Source organism: Pseudoalteromonas sp. NH0006-46, from assembly GCF_057547735.1.
Genome location: NZ_BAAJML010000014.1, coordinates 1 through 21,029, shown reverse-complemented (window position 1 = coordinate 21,029; position 21,029 = coordinate 1). Strand labels below are relative to the sequence as shown.

Below are 21,029 nucleotides of genomic sequence, written 5' to 3'. Positions count from 1 at the left end.
CAATGTTTAATTTATTTACTAAAAAGAAAACACCGACGCTAGTAAAGCAACATGCATTTGGTTTTATGGGTAAAACACCCATTAGGCCAGATTTTGTAAAGCTTAATATATCATCCCGTGAGTCAGTCTCTTTTGATCATTGGCTACAAGAAGGCTTTGCGCATTTAAACAGAGGTCGAAAAGCTAGCGATACTCATCATTTAAATGGCTGTAAATCATTGTTTTTTATATCGGGTAATGCAGACGATGGCGGTTTACTTGGGGTGCTACAACCTAGCACTGACAGCAGCGGTCGTTTTTACCCATTTAGTTCATTTGTGCACAGCGGTTTAGAAACGTATAAACGTCATCCTGCTTTTTTGTTTTTATTTGCAAGCCAAGTAATTGAACACTTATTGGGCGTGAATGAAAACATTAAAAATGCATCAAATATTAATGAGATGGAGCAAAAAGCGCAGGGTTATAACTTGGTAGCTAATTCGCTTAAACAGCAACCAAATTTAACTCAAGAGTTAGACAAACTCAGAACAATTCCGATGAGTGTTTTTTGGGAGCACCTAGGAATCAATGATATTGCTAAACGCGCAATTCTTATTGAAGAGCTTTCAATCGTTTTAAAATCCATAGCGAACAGAGGCTGCTTAAGAAGCCAATTTGGTATTCGTTTACCTATGCCTCGCTTTACGCACGAAAGTGCATTAGTGGCGGGTTTTTGGTTGCACTTAGTCGCCTCAATGGTGGCAGATCATAACTGGCAACCTTGGTTTTTTTATCAATTAGGTGATGAAAATCAAGCACCTAGCTTAACTGTTTTTTGTAGACCTATTCCTGCCTCATACTTTAACAGCGTGTGGGAATGCGATAAAAAATCGAACGACATCATTGATTTATGTAATTTAAAAGTCGAAAAACAACCTTCGTCACAAACACTTAACTTTGCCGATATGGACAATGTAAGTGTATACGACGCGCTTCGTCGTTGGTGTAAATCATGAGTTTAAAAGCACCGCATACGCACACCACATGGATTGAGTGGCTTGAGGCTTTGAGTTCGCCACTTTTAGGAAACAAATGTGGTGAAGATTTAAAATACGAAGAAACATTTAAAGCATTAAAAGCCTCTTCCTCTGGAGTGGGTGAAGTTGACTTTAAAATGATGTTTATTCAAGCAACCGATCTTATTAATACGCAAAGTAAAGATTTGCGTATTGTGAGTTATTTAGCACTTGCGGCCACCAGTGAGTTTGGTGTGACTGGGCTTACGCATTCGCTTTTATTATTTAATCGTTTATTAACCACCTTTCCAGATGAAGTACACCCGCTCAAAGCAAGAATGCGAAGTGCGGTAAATACCTGGTTTTTACAGCAGCAAGAGCGTTTAAAAGGGGTTGCCCAAGGTCATAATACTAACCCAGAGCAATGGCCAGAGCTTGTTGCTGCATTAAAACAATATAACGAGCAATGTGTTGCTGTGCTTGATAGTGAGTCAGGCCCATTATCAACATTAAACGATTGGGCTCACGAGCAAGAAAAACGCAATCCAGTACCCGTTGTTGATCCTGAAAAAGTTGAGCCAGTAAAAGAGCCCGAACAAACGACTGTTAATAATGCTGTGCAAAGTGCGCCTAAGGCTGATGAGCCAAGCACAAATGCGGCACCCGCGCGCTCTCAAGTTGCTGTAAATACTAACGACATAGCATCAGATTCCGCATATTTAGCGGCCATCAGGCAGTTATTAAATTTTGACAAAGAGCAAAATAACATTGAACGCGTAGTGAAATTATCGCGCGCAGCACGGTGGACTAAATTATCTTTACCTGCAAATGAAAATGGCAAAACACGCCTGCCAGCTCCACGTGCAGCCGCTTTTGCTCCTATTGAAAATGCGTTGGCGAGCGACCAGCCAGAGCAAGCCTTAAATTTAGCTGAAGGCTTATTTATGGAAGGGGCAATGCAATTTAATTTAAACCTGCAAATTCTTACATTAAATGCTTTAAAAAAACTAAACAAAGGGCACCTTGTTCATTGGCTAGAGCAACAGCTTGTAAATTTAAACGAGCAGTTTCCGGCTTTAACATCATTGCAGTATGACGATAGCAGTGCGCTTTGTTCACCCGTTAATAAAGAGTTTATAAGAGAGCTTGCTAATTCATTTAATACTGATTCTACCAGCGCGCAAACTAACTTATTTGATGAGCAATACGTTGAGTTAGTCGAGGAAGTTGAAAAAGGCCAGTTGTCGAGTGCGTTAAAAAAAGTTGATGAAATAACCATTTTAAATGCTTTTGATAAAGCGCAAGCACAGTTATTAAAGGCCAAATTATTAATAAAGGCTGAGCACTATGAACATGCTTTGTCTTTATTAAATGTATTACTTGAACAAATAAACGCGCACGATTTAGCGCAATGGCAACAATGTTTTTGCATGGAAGTATGGCGATTCTCCAAGCAGTGTTATGCAAGTTTGTCACAAACGCCAGAAGATGAAATGAGTTTAGCTGCTAAACATATTAGTCAGCAAATGATGGTAACTGATCCGGCACAAGCATTAAGTTGGGTTTAGTTACAAGGGCCTGACTAATATGTCGAGGTTTAATTGGAATTGAGACGGTAGATAACCAAACTGCAAAGGAAAAAACATGAGTGATACATTTCAAAAAGAGATCCCACGAGCTCGGATCAATATTTCGTTAGAGCTTGATACAGACGGCGCTTCGCAAAAAAGTGAATTACCGTTAAAAATGTTAGTGATTGGTGACTATTCAAATGGTCAAAATAGCCAAGAGCTTTCTGAGCGCGAGCGAGTAACAATTAATAAAAATAACATTGAGCAAGTGCTAAAAGATATGGCGCCTAAAGCTAATTTTCAGGTAGCTAACAAAATTAAAGGCGACGGCGAAATTAACGTTAACCTTGAGTTTGACTCTTTTAAATCGTTTGATCCTGAGTCGGTTGCAGCACAGGTGCCTGAACTTAATAAAATGATGGCAATGCGTAATTTACTACGTGATCTTAAATCTAACTTATTAGACAACTCATCACTGCGTAAAGAGCTTGAGCGTGTATTACAAAATCAGCCTGAACTTGATGAGCTAAAAGCAAAACTTGACGAAATTGCACCACTTGCGTCTGAAGAAGAAAAACAACCCGTAACGGAATAAGGAGGTTACCATGTCAATGCAAGAACAATTAAATGTAGCTGCACATACGACAGAGCAAGCTGCTTTATCTACCTACGAAAGCATTTGTGGAATGGTTGATATTTCACCTGTTGCAGATGAAATAAAACTAGACTCATTCAGAGACGCCAGCAACCTTGCTGAAACACGTGCTAATGAGCGCTTAACAGCAGCCATTAACGTATTTTTAGATATGGCCGGTAGCAGCGAGCAAGAAGTAACACGTATAGATAAACTGCTTTTAGATGACTACATTGCAAAAGTAGATACGATTATCTCTCAGCAGTTAGACCAAATATTACATAACCCAAGCTTTCAAAAAATGGAATCAGCTTGGCGTTCACTTCGTTATTTAATTAATCACACGCCTAATAACGCGAATATTAAAATTGAAATGCTTGATGTTGATAAAGAAACATTAAGAGACGATTTTGAAGAAGCGCCAGATACAACACAATCTGCGTTATACAAACACGTTTACACGTCAGACTACGACACGCCGGGTGGTGAGCCTGTATCGACTATGGTATCTAACTTTGAGTTTGATTGCTCTGCGCCAGATGTTTCGTTATTACAAGAAATATCGCGTGTTTCAGCGGCGGCTCACTGTCCATTTATGGGTAGCGTTGGTCCTAAATTCTTCTTGAAAGATTCACTTGAAGAAGTATCAAAAATTCAAGACTTAGGTTCTTATATGGAACGAGCTGAGTTTCTTCGTTGGAAAAACTTCCGCGAATCAGAAGACTCTCGCTACATTGGCCTAGCATTCCCACGCTTTTTACTGCGTTTACCATATGGCGAAACAAACCCTCTTCGTAACTTTAATTATCAAGAAGATGTTAACGCACAGCACCACGAGCGTTACTTATGGGGTAATGCCACGTTTGCATTTGCAGCCAATATTATTCGCAGCTTCCATGACAACGGTTGGGCTGTAAATATTCGTGGTCCGCAATCGGGTGGTAAAGTTGAAAACCTTCCGCTTCATTCGTTTGAAGCAGGTAAAGGGTCTGAAACAAAAATACCTACCGAAGTGCTTATTTCAGAAACTAAAGAACTTGAGTTTGCTAACCAAGGGTTTATCCCACTTAGCTATTACAAAAATTCAGATTTTGCGTGTTTCTTCTCTGCTAACAGTGCTCAAAAGCCACAAGTACTTGAAACAAGCGAAGCGACAGCAAACGCACGCATTAACTCGCGTTTACCTTATATTTTCTTAGTGTCGCGCATAGCGCACTACTTAAAAGTTTTACAGCGCGAAAACATTGGTTCGAGCAAGCCGCGTCATGAACTAGAGCAGCAGCTAAATGATTGGCTAGGCGCTTTGGTAACTAAAATGAATAACCCAGATGAGTCACTTATTGCAACGCATCCGTTAAAAGATGCAAAAGTAACCGTGTCAGAAATTCCGGGTAACCCGGGTTACTACCGCGTAAGTACCTATATTGTGCCGCATTTCCAAGTTGAAGGAATTGACGTTCGTTTAGCGCTAGTAGGGCAGATGCCTGGCGAAAAATGAACTGCCAAGCCGCCGATGAAACGCATTTAACGCAGGCTTTATAGTGTAAATACGTCAATTTGGTGAGTAGCTGGTTGGTGTACTTAAAGAATATAGACTAATGGTCTGAAAAGTTGCCCCAAGTTGGTTGCACCCAACTTGGGACATATTCCCCAGTGGCATGAAGCAGAGGGCTTTTTGGGGGGCATAAACAGTGATGTTTATGCCAATGCCAACTAACAGGAAACACTTCATTCTAAAAGGAGAATAATGAAATGGCAATTCCAGCGTACATGTGGTTAAAGGATGACCAAGGTAATGACATCAAAGGTTCTGTAACAGTTGCAGAACGTGAAGGTTCAATTGAGATCCTACACTTTGATCATGAACTTCGTATCCCTACGGATAATGATACTGGTGAACTTACAGGTACTCGTAAGCATGAACCTTTTGTTATTACAAAAGCGGTTGATGCATCTACACCGTACTTGTACAAAGCGTGTTCAAACGGTCAAACACTTAAGCAACTTGAGCTTAAATGGTACCGTATTGATGACACAGGGACTGAGCGTGAATATTTCTGCCACAAGTTGGAAGACGTAAAAATCACTTCAATCTCACCAACAATGCACAACGTTAAAGACTTAGACAAGGAGCGTTACCCGCACCTTGAAACAGTTTGCCTACGTTACAAGCGCATTACTTGGACTTACTTAGATGGCAACATCGAGTTCTCTGACTCTTGGACTGAAGGTCGTTAATTAGTCAGTACTTATTAAGGATATGCGAAAGCATATCCTTTTATTGAGATCCAAATATGGCGTTATTCGATTTTTTAACTCAACCCGTTATTCGCAATGGTCATCAGGGCTTTGAAACTGATGAGCAAGCCAGTGTGTGCAAGCATTTAAATGAGCTTTTAAATGCCCGCAGAGGCGTTTTAAAGCACTTAACCGACTACGGCTTACCCGATGTAGAAGATATTTACGAAGGGCTTCCTTATTCGCAACACACATTAGCGTTTGAAGTTAAAAAATTGATAGAAAAATACGAACCCCGCGTTCGCTATGCAAATGTAACACCGGTCGAAATTAAAGAAGATAACTGTGTAATTAGGCTCGATATACAAGCTTTTCTGACCAGTGGACAAAGTATTAAGTTAAATACGCGGTTTGAGTCGGGCGGTAAAGCAGATGTTATACAGCACGCAAAAAATAATAACTAATGTAGTTCAAAAGGATTGATGAATGCAGCAATATTTTGATGCACAAATGCGCTTACTTACTCAGGCTGGCAAGCAATTTGCCCAGTTTTATCCTGAGCACGCAGGTATGCTTAATATTGATGCATTAAAAGACAGAGACCCGCATATTGAGCGTTTATTAGAGGGGGTTGCTTATTTAACGGCACATACTCAAAAGCGCTTAGATGAATCTGTGCCAGAGGTATCTGAGCAGGTGTTGCGCCAGCTATGTCCTATTTTGTTAAGTTATTTTCCTTCCAGTACGGTGGTGCAGTTTTCTCCTAAATTAGCAATGCAAAAAACGCACACCATTGAGAAGGGGTTGCAGTTAAACCCACCAACAGCTAAGTCGGATGGCAAAAAAATTATATTTACGACCACGCACAGTTTAGATGTTGTGCCTTTAGATGTGGAGCATGTGCAATATCAAGAGTCGCATTTGGGTGCCGAGCTAAGAATTGGACTCAAATTTGTATGCCAAGGTGAGCGTAGTAACTTTGATTTATCAACACTTAATTTTTATTTGCGCGGTGATACACCTTTATGTAGCGCATTATTTCAATTATTAAAAACACCTAATAAGCAGGCCGAACTCGACTTTGGCGCTAACCACTTTGAATATAATAAAAAGCTTAAGGCAAAAGGGTGTAATGCCAGTTACCTAAATATAGATGGTGCATTACTTCCTAGCGCGGCTAAAAGCCACCCTGGGTATGCTTTATTACTTGATTACTTTAATGCCAAAGATCGTTTTTACTTTTTAAGCTTTGATGGTTTAAAAGATGAAGAGTTTCCTGAGCATATAGACCGGTTTGAAATTGTATTCAGAGGGGATAAAAAACTGCCTCCGGGACACCAATTAAGTAAAGAAAACATACTAATAAATTGCGTACCCGCTATTAACTTGTTTAGCCAAGCAGCAGAGCCAATAAAAATAGAACCTAATAGAACCGACTACATGATAAGCGCGGATCAAGCTCGCACCGATCATGTTTTTAGCTATACCGTTGACGATGTAGCAGGGCGTAATTCGGTAACAGGTCAAACTCACGAATACACCCCCCGCTACCAAAGTGTATTTGAAGACGAAAAAAAGCTATTTACCGTGCAAACTAAAGACGTAGGCGCTGCGGCACCAACGCATTACTTGCAACTGCCTTTTAATTTAAATGATGAGAAAGAAACTTTATCAATTGATTTAACAGCGTTTAATGCCGGTTGGCCGCGTCAATTACTACAAGAAGGCGATTTAAATGAAGGGGGCAAAGACATGCCCAATATTGTTGAGGTTAAAAATGTTATTCGCCCAACAAACTACTTAGCATGCCCAAGTCAGCCAAAACACTGGCAGCTTATTAGCTTATTAAACGTAAAATTTTCTCAAATTACGCAGGTAACTGAACTTAAACGGCTGCTTGTATTATTTGATTGGTCAAACAAGGCCGAAAACCGATTAAGAATTGAAAGTATTTTAAAAATATCAGCAACACCTATCAGCCAAATTAAACGCGGTATATTTATAAAAGGGGTTGATGTATTAATTGATATTGATGAAAGCAAGTTTGTTGGAGACGCTGACCTGTATCACTTTTGTAATGTATTGCATGAATTCTTTTTGATGTATGCGCCTATAAATGAAAGCGTACAAACGCGCGTTAACGCAATTCCAAGTTATAAGTCGTGGTGTTGGGATATTGAGCCGGGTAAGAGTTACCAGCTATGAATTCGTCAAGCAATTACGTACATCCTGTTTGGTCTAAATTACCCCCAGCGATTGAGAGCTTAATTGCTGAACCCTGGCGCTTTAATTTATTTAAAGCAATGAGCCTAATAGAAAAACACTGGGCTGCGCCGCAAGAGCTTGAGCATGGCATAAGTAGCCGTGTTGTTTTTAAATCACATAAAGAACTCGGGTTTCCTGCAACGGATGTTCGCGAATGTGTATTAGAAAACGAGGGGAGAGGAAAGCTCAGTTTATCGACGTCATTTTTGGGGTTATACGGTGTAGACGCGCCCATGCCCCATTACGTGTTAGAGCAAGCAGCAAGTGATGAGCAAAGCGGTGATCGAGTCCGCCAGTTTTTAGATATTTTTAATCATGTTTTGTATTGTCAGTTATTTCAGGCTTGGAAAAAGTCTCAAATTAATATTGCAGGCAGAGGCGCGAATCAATTTGATGATTTAGTTAAATCTATTTTATTAGGTAAAACAGATCAAAAAATTCAATGTGGCATTGCAAGTTTAAAGCAAACAAGTGCAGCGGGTTTAGCGCAATTGCTTAAGCACAGTTTAAATATAGACACATTAAAAGTTGACGATACACGAGCCAATTGGCAACACGTAGATACCCCAAGCGCCATAGGCGAAGAAAACCAAATGGTACTGGGCAACTCTGCTGTATTAGGGACCCAAGTATTGGTAAGCGGCAGCGTTTTAACGATTGATATAGGACCCGTCAGTAGCGATGTAGCCATTAGCCTTTCACCAAGAAGTGAAGAAGGTATAAAAATGGCCGTATTGTTAAGCGCGCATTTACCCAGCAATGTTGAGTGGGTATGCCAAATTAAAGTAGCAAATGACGCTGTTTCAGAGCAGCTCATTGGTCAGCAATCGTTAGTACTAGGACATAATTCATATTTAGGGGCCGCAGCTGCAAATACAACAACTCATAGCTACAGCCATCAACAGTATAAACACTAAGGAATTAAGGATAAAAAAATGGATGCTAAAGGCATAAAACAACTTATAGATAAATTAAATGGCCATACTGCTACTGCACTTGAATCAGCTGCAGGTTTTGCCAGTAGCCGCAGTCACTTTGAAGTACTTCCAGAGCATTTGCTTATTAAATTAATGGAAGAGGGCAGTAATGGTGATCTTGAGCACATTTTTCATTTTTTTAATGTTAATCAAGATGCTGTTTGGCATGAATTACTAGACTTTTTAAATAGGCAGCCTGCGGGTAACCAAAGTAAGCCTACATTTTCACGTCGTTTATACGAATGGCTAGAGCGCGCATGGTTAAGTGCAAATGTTCAGCATAAGAGCGATTTCATAACGGGTGCTGCTTTAGTTGACTCTTTAACTGAATTGTTACCATACAGCCCAGTGCTTCAGTTACCCGCACTCCTTGATAAAATTGACTCGCGCTTTTTAGCTGAAAACCTGGATAAAATATGTCAGCAATCGTCAGAGCGTTTAAACCCTGCAGCTAAATCACAATCAGCCAATAAGTCTGAAGGTTCAAACGACAGTGCTGCACTGGATGAATATTGCGAAGATTTAACGGCTAAAGCAGAGCAGGGAAAAATAGATCCTGTACTTGGCCGTAATGACGAAATTAGAATGATGGTCGATGTGTTATGCCGTCGCAGAAAAAACAACCCTATTTTGGTAGGCGATCCAGGTGTTGGTAAAACAGCGGTTGTAGAGGGGTTTGCACAACGTATTGTTGATGGCCAAGTACCACAAGACCTGCAAGGTGTTCGCCTTTTAGTACTCGATATGGGGTTACTGCAGGCAGGAGCGGGTGTTAAAGGCGAATTTGAACGCCGCTTAAAAGCCGTGATTGATGAAGTGAAAAACTCTACAACGCCAATCATTATGTTTATTGATGAAGCACACACGCTTATTGGCGCTGGTGGCGATGCAGGCATGAGTGACGCTGCAAACTTATTAAAACCGGCGCTTGCCCGTGGTGAGCTCAGAACTGTAGCTGCAACAACGTGGAGCGAGTATAAAAAATACTTTGAACGTGATGCTGCATTAGAACGTCGTTTTCAGCTTATTAAAGTTGATGAGCCTACAGAGCAAGCGGCTCAGCTTATGCTTGCTGGCTTAAAAGACAAATACCAGCAGCATCATAATATTCAAATAACCGATGACGCTATTGAAGCGGCTGTGGTTTTATCTTCGCGTTACATAACAGGGCGCTACTTACCAGACAAAGCCATTGATGTACTTGATACCGCCGCGGCGCGTGTGCGTATGTCGTTTGCGACAGACCCTGCAGCAATAGAAGCAGAACGTGAACACATAAATTATTTAGAAACCAGAATAAATAGCTTAAATATAGAGTTAGGCCAAGGCTTGGCGGTTGATCAAGATAAACTAACGCACCTAGTGGAAGAGTTGGTTAATGCCCAAAGTAAATTAGCTGAGTTGACACACTCGCGCGAATCGCAAATATCAACTTTAAGCCAAATTAACGAAATAAAACAAGCCAACGATAAAGACCTTGATAGCGAATCGTTATTAATGCTTCGCCAGTCACTTAAAGAACAAAATACGCAAGACAATGGTTTATTTAGTGAAGTAGATGCCGATGCCGTTGCGCAAATTATTTCACAGTGGACCGGCGTGCCAGTAGGGGCAATGGTAAAAGATCAAATTAGTAATTTAATTAATTTAGAAGCCACCATTGGTCAAGAAGTAATAGGTCAGCAGGCGGGTATTGCAAAAATTGCGCAAACGCTCAGAGTGAGTAAAGCAGGTGTAAGTAACGATGAAGGCCCGCTGGGCGTATTTTTATTGGCGGGTCCATCAGGTGTGGGTAAAACCGAAACAGCGCGTTGTTTAGCTAAACAGTTATTTGGTGGAGACAAATTCTTAACCACAATAAACATGAGTGAATACCAAGAGTCGCATACTGTATCGCAACTTAAAGGTTCACCACCAGGGTATGTAGGTTACGGCGAAGGTGGTGTGTTAACCGAAGCCGTAAGACAACGCCCGTATTCTGTTATTTTGCTCGATGAAGTAGAAAAAGCGCATAAAGACGTGATGAATATGTTTTATCAAGTGTTCGAGCGTGGCAGCATGCGTGATGGTGAAGGGCGCGAAATAGACTTTAAAAACACCGTTATTATCATGACATCTAACTTAGGCTCTGCTGAGCTAATTGACGCCTGCACACCACCAACGGTAATAGACTTAAGTCCAAAAGAGGACGACGAAGAGTCGCAACAAACTGAACACGAAGCGGCAATTAACGAAGCCCTTAACACAGCGCAAGCACCCATTAACGAGGACGGAACACCTTGGTCAGTGCCTACTATTGGCGCGCTTACCGATTTAATAAAACCTCAGTTACTTGCTTTTTTTGCACCGGCTTTATTAGCCCGAATGCAGGTTATTCCTTATTTAGCACTCGACTCTGACGCATTACAGTCAATTGTTAGTTTAAAACTCGAGGCCATAGCTAATCGATTACACGAAAACCATAAAATGCAGTTACGCGTAGATGCCAGTGTGCTTGAAAAGCTAACCACTCAATGCACGCTTTCTGACAGTGGTGCACGTATGGTAAATGCGGTCATTGAACAACAAATACTGCCAGGGATAGCCAAATCAATTTTAGAATTTATGGCAGAAGAAGACATGCCAGACATTTTAACGCTAGCAGTTGATGAGCACGACGAAATTACAGCAACATTTGCCGATAATGCGTAAATAAAAGGACAAAAAAATGGGATTCATGGACGTATTTAACGAATTAAAAGCCAGCTCAAGTCATTTTAGTGTTGCAATACAAGGCATGCCCGACGGCATGGTGTATGTAACCGACTTTGAGTCTAAAAACGATCGTTTATGTGAAGACTATGAATTTAAAATCCAAGTTTTGAGCCCAGAGCATTTAACGTCTGATATGTTAATAGGAAAAGACGTTTCGCTTTCTATGGTGTGGTCAATGACTGACCGCACTATATCAGGGTTAATTAGCGGGTTTATAGCACATGGTCAAAGTCATCAGGGGTATCATTATACCTTGGTCATGAACTCCCATTTAACGCTTCTTAAGCATCAGCACTCTAACCGTGTATTTACTGCCATGGATGCAGGAAAAATAATTAGTAGTGTGTTTAAAAAAGCAGGGTTTCCTACTCAAAAATTAAGTGTTCAAGCAAGCTCTAGTTCGCTTGATATGACCGTTCAATACAACGAAACAGATTACGAGTTTGTAACCCGGTTAATGCGTAAATACGGCTTTGTGTATAGCTTTGTTGAGCAAACAGGCGGTGACTGTACGCTGCATATATGTAATGACTCTAAAGATATTGCACAAAAGTTTGATGAGGTTAATTTAAGTTATATTCCGCCTTCGGGGCAAGTTAGAACAAGTGAATCAATATTTGCAATAAGCAGGCAAGCTCAATTGTTTCCACAAAGTACACACTTAAACGACTACAACTACCAAGCACCAGGAAATTTACAAGTATCACAAAATACTAGTGCATCGGTAACCGGGTTTGGTGAAGACAGCCATTATGGCGACAACTATGCACAATCGGGAGATGGGCAAACACTTGCAACTATTAGGCAGCAGGCGTTTGATTGCCAACGAGAGCAAATAATAGTCGATACCGATTGCAGAGCTTTACGCCCTGGCATGCGCTTAAATATTTATGACCACCCAGAGCACGACGGGCAATACTTAGTAACACGTGTAGAGCATAAAGGCAGCCAAAATGCAGTCGTTGAATATGGCTCTAATGTTAAAGGCCTAACGTATAAAAACCAAGCGTACTTAATTAGTGTTGACCAAGTGTACAAAGCCCCATTAATTCCCGCCAGACGAGTATTTGCAACCTTTAACGCATTAATTGAACAAGAAATAGATGACAAAGGTAATTACGTTGTAAAGCTGCCTTTTAACCAAGATGGCGAAGGGCAAGAAAGCCGCTCAACACGATTAATGCAACCGTATGGGGGCAGTGGCCATGGTATGCATTTCCCGTTAACACAGGGCACAGAAGTACTCGTTTGTGGCGAAAATGGCGACTTAGACAGGCCCATTATTTTGGGGGCACTTTATAATCAAAATGCGCCTAACCCAGTAACAAGCCAAAACCCAACAGAAAACAAACTGGTGACCAAAGCAGGTCACAGTTTTGTAATGGACGACAAAAAAGGCGAAGAAAAAATAAGCCTTGCCAATAAAAACAACAAAAACCAGTTACTGCTTGATGCAACAAACGGCGCACACCAAGCAACGCTTAAATCGGTTGATGGGGACGTAAAAATTTCGGCTAAAGAAAACCTGCAATTTGTAGCTGAAAATGACGCTAATTTTACCGTGGCAAATAACTTTACTACGCGCGTTGAAAACAACCTGCAAATTCAAACGCGTGAAGGTGATATTACCGTTACCTCAGCAGCCGACTTAAGCCTAAAGTCGACGGCTAATACGCGCATTGAAGCAACCGATGGCAGTTTAGAATTAAAAGCAGCACAAGAGCTTAAAGTTCAAGCCCAGCAAGATGTAAGTGTTTACTCTGTTGACGGAAACCTTGAACTTCAAGCGCCACAGGGCGATTTAGAGCTCAATAGTGGCAATAACATTACTATAAAAGCCAATGGTCAGGGCTCTATTCAATTAAGCCAAGGCGGAGCAAGTATTGAAATAGATGCAGCGGGTAACTTAACGATTGATGCCACTAATATAACGCTGAGCGCCACTAATATAGCTATTAAAGGCAGTGCAATTAGTAATAACTAAGTTAAAGGAGTAATTTAATGAGTGCACAAGTTAAAAGTATTTTTAATGATCAGCAAATACTCGCGTTAGTGAGCCGTGTTGACCGTTTAGGAAAAGTTAAAGCCGTTTTGATTAACAATGTAGCCCATGAAATTATCGCGCAGGCTGCACATATAACACCGTGTAAAATTAACGACACCGTACTACTCACTCATACCTCACAAGGGTTTGTAGTAACGGCGGTATTAGCAAGTGAAGACCAAGCTCCTGCTGCATTAATAAAAAACAGCGAAGGGCATATCACAATTGAAGCGCAGCAAAGCATAACGTTGCAAACAGCTAAGGGCCTAATAGAAATATTTGCTGACGGTACTATTGTGCTCGAAGGGCAAGGTATAACGGCAAACAGCGAGCAAGATCTAACCTTGGCTGGTTGGCCAATTAGGCTTAACTAACGCCATGTTTGCACAGGTCACTAAAGTTAAACAGCACAAACAACGTTTAACCACATTACTAAAACATAAACAAAAATTGCAACAGCAAGGGGTGTATTCGCTTGCGCGTTTAAACGTGATTGAAAGCCAATTACTTAACCACTTATACACATTAAGTGACTTAAAAACTGAAGCGCCAACAGATTACTTTTCGGGCAAAAACCTTTCTGAGGTTAGCACACTAACGCTTGATGAATTTATTAAGCTTGCGCTTGATAATACAGATCACCGCGAAATATACACCCTACTTATACAAACGCTTAATTTTGAACACAATCGCAATAGCGACGAAACGTTTGACGAGTTAAAGTCGACAGAAAATTTGGGTTACTACACCTTATTAAAGTATTTAATAAGCTTTTGGCAAATAAGTGAAAACAAAGCACTGCGCAATAGTCTTATAAGTGAAAAAGAAGTCCTTGATAAAAGCATAACTACCTTACTTTTTTCCCAGTCGTTGGGGGAGGCAGAGCAAAACAGCGCCATGCTGCACCCCAATTTTAACATTGCGTATGCGGCTTTAGTTAATGCGTATTGCACTAAAGCTGACCATGTATCAGACATGTTATTTAAAGTATTTGCAAAAACGAGTGATGACTCACACAAAGCTAAGCTACTTGCATTAGCAGGCTTTACTAACGACCCCCGCTGGGACGAGCCGTGTTTTTTATTTTGTAAAGCCAACCCAGACCAATGTGAATATGTATTAAGCCACTTTGTTTATAAGCGGGCACTGCCTCTTTTTATTAATTTAATGGCGCAAGGGGTAACCCAAAAGCCAGCCTACGCTGCATGGCTAACTATTACCAATCGTGAGCTTGCAAAAGCAGATAAAATCTCAGCAGTAAATACGAGCGCAACCCCTCACAGTGGCTTAAACCTAGACGATGCAGAGCACGCGAGGCAAGCTTTTGCGCTCACCCCAGGAGAGCAGTTACTCAATGGCATAAGCTTTACAAACAGCAATGCTGCTCAGCAGCTAAAAGGCCTGGGTGGAACAGTAGTACAACGCGTTTTGGCCACACATTATGAGCGCCAACAAGCGTGCGCTTTATATCATGTGTTACTCAGTGCTAATCAATGGCAGCAAATTGTAAAGGAGACTACAAATGCTTAATAACTTCTCTCCTTGGCAGGCTAGCTTTTTTGATGGCTGGTTGCACGACCGCACGCAGGCTAAAGTCGTGCTTGTTAAGCAAAACTTTGAATTTGACGAGCAAGGTAATGTCACACCAAACAATCCGGGTGACGAAATAATAGGAGCAGATGACTATCACAACGAGCCTACTAACTCATCACTCAGTGAAGTAAACGAACAGGTTGCATTTAAAACGGGCTTTGAAGTGTATGGCAACTTTACAGCCTATCCGCCAAAAGCAAAGCAAGCCCGCGTAATAGAGGTTGAGCTTGCCCTTTATGAACACACAACCCCCCTGTTTAATAAACGTTTACGTGTTACAGGCACGCGGTGTTGGAAACGCTCATTGTTAGGGCCCGTTGCCACCGACCCACTCATAATTAAACCAACGCCTGTTGATTACAGCCATGCATTTGGTGGCAAAAACCTCAATGACGATACCGACTACTTACTAGAAAACCCATTAGGCAGCGGTTATAAACTAAAAAATAAACACGCGGTAGGGCAGCCATTACCGTGTATTGAATATGCAACAGCGCTTTTACGTAAGCCAAGCCATACAACACCGGTTGCCAGTTTTTCGGCCATTCCATCGCATTGGTCACCGCGCATAGAGCTCATGCCAGAAATCGATCAAAAAGCCCTAATGGCGGGTAACTACCCGTTTAAAACGCAGCTTAACGAATTTTTTAATAACACCGCACCGATAGATCAGCGGGTAAATAAAAAATTTACACCAGGCTGGGCTTTCACCCTATCGGGTTTGTACCCACTGCAAGAATATGGGCAGCACCAGCGAGTAAACCTTCCCTTTGAAGAGCCCATAGTACAAATTGTGAATACACTTAATAGGCATACATTGGCCATGCACTGCGACACACTGGTTATTGACTCAGACTCACAGCAGTTTTCTTTACTATGGCGAGGGCATATTGATGCAATAAATGTTGCAGAAAATAGCCAAGTAATCGTGGCAAAAAAGGAAAGCAACAATGACGTTTGATGTACTTTGCCACATAAATGCAACGGGATCCGTTGCCAGCAGCTTATATACAGCGGTTGCAAATCAAATGCTGTTTTCTAAACCAAGCAAAGCGCTAATACGGTGCGACATAAGCTTAGACGCTCCTTACATAATGGTCGAAATAGATGAACTAGCTCAGTTAGACAGGCAAACTAAATGCCTGCTTTTATTAAGCCAATTACTCGAACATATTGATATACCGAGGCTTAGGCAAACGTCGCGCATTAGCCAAATTGTGTTTGTACTCCCTCAAGACGAACTAGGCAACCCTGTTATCGATAACGACACACTCGCTGAGCTACTGTCTGACGTGATTTTGCAGCAAGTGCCCGACTTTAACCAAACTACAACGCTTGATTTAAAAAGCATAGCGCCCGATACGCTCATAATTGCACTCGACTCATGCGTAAGCTACCAATATGTAAGCAACCAGGCCAAAAATAACGCGGTACAAGTATTAAACGGCCCGCCAGGTATTATAAATGGTGAAGGTGGGTACGCATTACTGACTCATTTACAAGGCGGCCTTAGCGCACAATTTTATAGTGGTGAATTAAACGAGCAGCTTAACCAAGCACAGGCTAGCGTTAATAATACTTACCTATTTGCAGGTAAAGACTCGTTAGCATGGCAAAAAAAATGGTTTGCCAATACACAAGCATTGTATAGCCCAGAAGACGAACTAATAGAGCTTGCCAACTTAAATAATACTATTGGCTATCAAGGGGTTGCAAACGCTCCAGCAGGGCTTTTCCTCGCAAATAGCTATTTAAATAACCCACTAAATAAAGGGTTACAGCATGTTTTTTTATTATTTAATTCACCCAGTGATCAATTAATAAAAATTTCAAGGAGTGAAACTTAATGCCCTACATTAACGCAATGGCAGGTAAACAAACAGGCACTGTGCAATACGATATTGACGCGCTCACAGCCGATGTACGTAGCGGTGGCTCTGTAACATGGCGGCACAACAACCCCACTTTATTAGGGTTAAATAACAGCGCCCGAAGTAATGGCGCGTTAGGAAAAGCTAATGGCATAGCCATATTTGAAGACCGAGCCAGCGGCGACGCCGCATTTTTAGCCGAAATTGGCCGCCCCAAATACCGCGAAAAAACACTCGGTGAAATGGTTAATACCTTCATACCCGACTACATAATTCCCCCCCCGCAATGGGATAGCCAAAAAAACGAGCCCATATTGCCGTGGAATGAGTCGCAAACCAATATGGACGTTAATAAACCCATTACCAATGCTCAAGCATTTTTAGATTTAGTATCAAGCCACCTAGGCTGGGAAGCCGGCACTCAAGCGCAATTAATTAAAGATTCGCAGGCGCAAGCCGCGCAAGTGGCCACAGTGTCAGGGCAAAATGTATTAATTAACGGCCGAACGGCAGTACACACAGACAGCGGCGGAAAGTTAACCACTGTTGATGTGTGTTTAACCACAGTAGGCACAAGTGTTATACCCATTCCTTACGCAAATAAAGCGCAAACAAGCGATATTACAAGTGTAGCAAGCTCAGTAAAAATAAATGGCAATGGCGCGGGTAATATAAAAAGTTACTTTTCGCAAAGTAGCGGGGATTCACCCGGCGATAAAAAAGGCATTGCAAGCGGTACAAACGACGGCAAAGCCGAGTTTATATTAGGCTCATTTAATGTGCTGATTGAAGGAAAACCCGCAGTGCGCCAAGGCGATTTAATGATATCAAACGCTAAAAACACCCCACCTATGCCGCTAGCACAATCAGGTGGCGCATCACCACGAGGATTAAGTGTGCAAGTGAGGGATTTAGGCGCAGAAAGCGAAGACCCAGCAGAGGCTGTTTATAGTCTTGAAGCGCAAAATAATGATTTGTTTTTGGGACAGGGTACTTTTAAATTGTCACAGGGCGGATACAGCACAAATAAAGTATTAGGTGAGGCATAAAATGACAACTATTAATTATGTTGAAAAACTTCCTAGTGTTGATTCTCAATGTTCACTTGACCTAATAGTCCCAACCCAATGCGGAACAGGGCTTATGGTGCCGTTTGGTCAGGCAGAAACTCAAACAAAAAATAACCCTAAACCAAGTGATCAAATTCCAAAACAGCTGACAATTAAACCACGCGTATTTACAGAACCATCGCTTGATAAAAACAAAGCAACTGAGCCTACATATATAGAACAACCTGATAACTTTGCTGAGAATACTGCATGTGGATATTTATATATATTTGTTGATGGTTTTTTGTGGCGCGAGTATGCAGCACTGGGCTTAAGCGGATACAGTGAAATTGATTTAGCAAAAGAACACAGTTTAGACACGCGTAAATATTCAGGCGCTAATGTTAGTAATATTATTATTCCAAGCGCAGCTAAAAGCTTATATAACGGTGACAATCTAAGTAAAACAAAAGTAGAGGTCGCATTTACGAGAGTGCAATGGTCTTGGGACTACATTTGTACTTTAGGTGGTATGTTTGAAAGTGATAAACGTTTAACACTTAAACCACTTATGCAAAAGTGTGAAGATACAACTAAAGCCGCTACTTTCAGGTCGCAAAGGCTCACATTGCTTGATTTTACGCAAGGCATGCCGGCTCTTTTAGCAGCTGACGGAACCTTATACCTTCATGATAAGCTAGGTATTGCACATCGTTTATTTATGCAAATGGAAATGGCTAAAGTTGTGATGCAAGTTGAATATGAAAAGTTAAAATCTAAGCCATTTTACGATTCAGCACTACTTGCTTATCAACTGTATTTAAATGAAAAACTTCATAAAAAAATATCTAAATTTGCAGGGCCAGCGGTTGGAAATCAAGATATCCACGAAGACAGAAGTTTAGAGGCTAGCTCTTTGCGCGATGTAGCAAAGCACCTTGACGCAAAAGAGATCGAAAAGTGGCTCACTTCAAAAGTCGGATTGAGTGCCCTAGAAACATACTTAGATAGTAGAAAACAGCTTGTAGGCTTTTTTCAAGATAAATTTGATACAGAGTCACTACAAACAGTATGTAGCAATAATAATATTTCAACGTTACCAAGCTGGAGTGCTGTATCGCGTGACTTAACTTGTCTAGGCCAAAATGCTTATGGTGCTGCTTTAAAAACACTGTATGAGTATTTAAATGCAACAAATGAACGTACTGCTGAATTACCTATTTTTATAAAACCTATTACAGATAGTGCAAAAAAAAATGAACTCAAAAAGCGCATAGCTGAAGCAGAAAAAGACGGGCAAACACTTGCCAAAAACTTATGTAATGACCCTCAAAGCTTTGTTAGAACACAATTAAGCGCTAAAGAAAGTGCTTATGGGCAAGATTTTAACAATGCACAATATGCCAGTATCACGCCTGATAAATCACAAGAGCCCGGCACCTTTGACCCAGATAAATGGCAAACGTATTTTACAAATATTGATCAAGCAGGTCATAGCCTTGGTAATACAGAAATACTAATAGCTCATGCTTTAAAAACGTCTGATAAAGTACTCACCGAGTTAATTAAATATTGGAAGCGCGCATTTGACCCAGCGGCTAACCCTAATGCGTCGAAACTTCAAATTAAAGTGATTGGCGCAAGCTTAAAAGCATCAGGCATTGAGCCTTACGGCAATATTAAAATTCATAACTTTAATGACGTACCTGAAGGGCACACAATTATTGGTGTTGATATAGTCGAAAGCACGTTGTTTAAAGAGCCTAAACTCAGGCGTGCAAGTAAAGCACTAGATAGAGTAATTAACGCGATAGATAACAATAAAAAGCCAAGCGCTAAAGATATTAGTATTATTTCTGGCAATGTACCGCGAGAAGTCACGGGCGACAAAGGTGCTCATGGCACAGTGACCATCACGGACAGTAAAACAGGAAAAGTAATTGGTGTACAAGCCTCTAAACACGCTGCAGCTTTTATACAAAAGGGGTTGGATACAAAAAACTTTGCTAAAGACTTATCAACTCTCACGCTTGATGTTTTAACGCTACCTACAGAGCATGTATCAAATTCGATGTTGGCAGCGCATTACAACAATTTAAATCCCATAAAAAGAACGGCAATGCGGTTACCATCAACAGCTAAATTAATGGACAACTGGATAAAATCAAACCCAGGGACCTTCTTTTTACTCGATTCAATCAGCACTATTAATACCTACAAAGAATATAAAAAGAATTTTGAAGGTAAAGGAGATTTTTATGAAGCAACAAAAAATATAGCATCCATTTCTTCGGTTATTATTTCATCTGCCCAAGTATACGAGGCTTACTTTAATAATCGCACTGCTATGTCAAAAGCCATGTATATTGATGCTGCAGAAAAAATTGAAGACTTTATGCGTTATAAAGAAGGGACAGTCTTATTTACAAAACTAAGGTTTGCAGCTGGCTTGGGGGGAGTTCTGACCTCGGCCTTATTAATCTGGGACGCGTACGATTTAAATAAAAAAGGGCAACATGGCGCAGCGCTTGCCAGTTTAATTGGTGGCGGTTTGGGTATTGCCAGTGCTTTACACGGTGCTGTATTTGTTTCAATGGGACCATTTGGTTGGGCGTTTTTAATTGGCAGTATTTTAGCCGGGCTCGTCGCGAGTTACTTAACAATCACTGATGCCGAAATATGGGCAAAATACGGCATATTTTCAAACGATAAATCGATAAAAATAAATTTTGATGAGCAAACAAAAAAAATAATCTTACCAAACCAAAACGACTATACAACGTTTACAAACCCCAAGCTTTACATGCGATTTATCACTTCTGTACTCTTTAGCCCTAAGTTATCAATAAAAAAAGTGGCTTGGAGTTGGGACCAGTATGTAATTGAAGTCGGGTTACCCTTATATATTGAACAAAAAAGCCAAATTTACTTAAATGTAACAATAAAACGTTACTCACGAGGTGGTCAATCACTCAACGTAGATACAAATCCTATTTATGTTCCAAAAACAGGGCGGCCTGTTCGCTCTCAAACCTCAT

General features: G+C 40.9%; 15 protein-coding genes and 1 pseudogene. All 16 read left to right on the top strand.

What is annotated here, in order from left to right:
- The first annotated feature begins 2 nt into the window (after positions 1 to 2).
- On the top strand, positions 3 to 995 hold the full coding sequence (gene tagF / locus AC27I2_RS18570) for a type VI secretion system-associated protein TagF (protein ID WP_487205128.1): 993 nt from the start codon (positions 3 to 5) through the stop codon (positions 993 to 995).
- Positions 992 to 2,563, top strand: coding sequence for a type VI secretion system domain-containing protein (locus AC27I2_RS18565; protein ID WP_487205127.1), 1,572 nt, complete (start codon positions 992 to 994; stop codon positions 2,561 to 2,563). The genes tagF and AC27I2_RS18565 overlap by 4 nt, the downstream gene beginning before the upstream one ends.
- Before the next feature lie 76 nt (positions 2,564 to 2,639).
- On the top strand, positions 2,640 to 3,161 hold the full coding sequence (gene tssB / locus AC27I2_RS18560) for a type VI secretion system contractile sheath small subunit (RefSeq protein ID WP_006792573.1): 522 nt from the start codon (positions 2,640 to 2,642) through the stop codon (positions 3,159 to 3,161).
- Positions 3,162 to 3,171: 10 nt separating this feature from the next.
- Positions 3,172 to 4,698 (top strand): type VI secretion system contractile sheath large subunit, encoded by a 1,527-nt coding sequence (gene tssC / locus AC27I2_RS18555; RefSeq protein WP_487205126.1) that lies wholly within the window; start codon positions 3,172 to 3,174, stop codon positions 4,696 to 4,698.
- Between the two features lie 254 nt (positions 4,699 to 4,952).
- Positions 4,953 to 5,438 carry an Hcp family type VI secretion system effector gene (locus tag AC27I2_RS18550; RefSeq protein ID WP_006792575.1) on the top strand — a complete coding sequence of 162 codons (486 nt, stop codon included), beginning with the start codon at positions 4,953 to 4,955 and terminating at the stop codon, positions 5,436 to 5,438.
- Between the two features lie 56 nt (positions 5,439 to 5,494).
- On the top strand, positions 5,495 to 5,902 hold the full coding sequence (gene tssE, locus AC27I2_RS18545; RefSeq protein ID WP_006792576.1) for a type VI secretion system baseplate subunit TssE: 408 nt from the start codon (positions 5,495 to 5,497) through the stop codon (positions 5,900 to 5,902).
- A 22-nt stretch (positions 5,903 to 5,924) separates the two neighbouring features.
- On the top strand, positions 5,925 to 7,643 hold the full coding sequence (gene tssF / locus AC27I2_RS18540; RefSeq protein WP_487205125.1) for a type VI secretion system baseplate subunit TssF: 1,719 nt from the start codon (positions 5,925 to 5,927) through the stop codon (positions 7,641 to 7,643).
- Positions 7,640 to 8,620: a type VI secretion system baseplate subunit TssG gene (tssG, locus tag AC27I2_RS18535; protein ID WP_487205124.1), complete on the top strand. Its 981-nt coding sequence runs from the start codon at positions 7,640 to 7,642 to the stop codon at positions 8,618 to 8,620. Before tssF ends, tssG begins: the two co-directional genes overlap by 4 nt.
- Before the next feature lie 18 nt (positions 8,621 to 8,638).
- Positions 8,639 to 11,371, top strand: coding sequence for a type VI secretion system ATPase TssH (gene tssH, locus AC27I2_RS18530; protein ID WP_487205123.1), 2,733 nt, complete (start codon positions 8,639 to 8,641; stop codon positions 11,369 to 11,371).
- 25 nt (positions 11,372 to 11,396) lie between these two features.
- Positions 11,397 to 13,418: a type VI secretion system Vgr family protein gene (locus AC27I2_RS18525; protein ID WP_487205159.1), complete on the top strand. Its 2,022-nt coding sequence runs from the start codon at positions 11,397 to 11,399 to the stop codon at positions 13,416 to 13,418.
- 17 nt (positions 13,419 to 13,435) lie between these two features.
- A complete protein-coding gene (locus AC27I2_RS18520) occupies positions 13,436 to 13,852 on the top strand; it encodes a hypothetical protein (RefSeq protein ID WP_487205122.1) in 417 nt (138 codons plus the stop codon).
- 4 nt (positions 13,853 to 13,856) lie between these two features.
- The gene (locus AC27I2_RS18515) at positions 13,857 to 15,008 is read left to right on the top strand and encodes a hypothetical protein (protein ID WP_487205121.1); all 1,152 of its coding nucleotides are present in this window, start codon (positions 13,857 to 13,859) and stop codon (positions 15,006 to 15,008) included.
- The gene (locus tag AC27I2_RS18510; RefSeq protein WP_487205120.1) at positions 15,001 to 16,032 is read left to right on the top strand and encodes a DUF2169 family type VI secretion system accessory protein; all 1,032 of its coding nucleotides are present in this window, start codon (positions 15,001 to 15,003) and stop codon (positions 16,030 to 16,032) included. The genes AC27I2_RS18515 and AC27I2_RS18510 overlap by 8 nt, the downstream gene beginning before the upstream one ends.
- Positions 16,022 to 16,918: a hypothetical protein gene (locus AC27I2_RS18505; protein ID WP_487205119.1), complete on the top strand. Its 897-nt coding sequence runs from the start codon at positions 16,022 to 16,024 to the stop codon at positions 16,916 to 16,918. Before AC27I2_RS18510 ends, AC27I2_RS18505 begins: the two co-directional genes overlap by 11 nt.
- Positions 16,918 to 17,991 carry a DUF4150 domain-containing protein gene (locus tag AC27I2_RS18500; RefSeq protein ID WP_487205118.1) on the top strand — a complete coding sequence of 358 codons (1,074 nt, stop codon included), beginning with the start codon at positions 16,918 to 16,920 and terminating at the stop codon, positions 17,989 to 17,991. Before AC27I2_RS18505 ends, AC27I2_RS18500 begins: the two co-directional genes overlap by 1 nt.
- A gap of 1 nt (position 17,992) precedes the next feature.
- Positions 17,993 to 21,029: pseudogene (locus tag AC27I2_RS18495) on the top strand (hypothetical protein); the annotation flags it as partial.